Raw genomic sequence first — 878 nt, forward strand, 5'->3', positions numbered from 1 at the left:
AAGTTAAACCCGTCGGCGGGCGGATCGATGACGAGGGTGCCCCCGTTTCCATCGCTTGAGAGATTGAACGTGGAATGGGTGTAGTCGCCGGCCAGCGTGATATGCGCGATGTGGTTCTGGGCGTCCGAGACGGTGAGGACCCCGCCCGATGTGTTGCCAGAATAGGCGACCTTCGTGCCTGATCCGAACGAGATGTCCTTGAGATCAAGAATGTCCGAGCTGGACGGGTCACCGTTACCGGAAAGGCCGTAAATCGCGCCAGTAAATTGCGTGGAATGATCGAGAGTGAGGGTACCGGTGACGCCCTTGAACGTGACCGATCCAGAAGCTGCTCCAGTCAGTTCGAGCGACGCTGCTGGCTCGATGACGGTCGCTTGGCTCAGGTTGCCGAGAGCAAGAGTGATCTTTCCAGAAATATCAAGTACGGTCGATGAGCTATTGATTACGCCATCGCCGTTGAGATCCTGGTGCAGCACCGTCTCGATCGATTTCAAGGATGCGCTCGTCCCTGAGACATTGCTGAGCAAATTCGAGGTGAAGTTGCCGTTGCTGTCGGCGGTCCACACCGTGAAGACACCGGTCGAGGTGTTCTTCCAGGCGACGTCGTAGCCGCTGGAGGTCGCCTCCGCCGCGATCGGCGTCCAATTGCTGAACTGGCCTGCCACATAGGCCGCACCATTGAACTTCAGCACAGGCCCGCTTCCACCGCTTGTCGGATCGAGGAGGTAGTTGCTGCCGGCCTGCACCAGGCTGGTCGCGCCCGACGCCTCAACGATTGTCGTGCGCAGCCCGATCACGCCATCGCCGTTGAGGTCCTGCTGAAACAGCGTCTCGATCGACTGGAAAGCTGCGCTTGTTCCGGAGACATTGCTCAGGAG

Annotated in this window: 1 pseudogene; it reads right to left on the minus strand. The window is 59.1% G+C overall.

Annotated elements, in window-relative coordinates:
• Positions 1 to 797 (minus strand): annotated as a pseudogene (locus QCM77_RS45940) (hypothetical protein); the annotation flags it as partial.
• Positions 798 to 878: the final 81 nt, after the last annotated feature.

It is taken from the genome of Bradyrhizobium nivariense (assembly GCF_029846695.2).
In the GTDB taxonomy this organism is placed as follows: Bacteria; Pseudomonadota; Alphaproteobacteria; order Rhizobiales; family Xanthobacteraceae; genus Bradyrhizobium.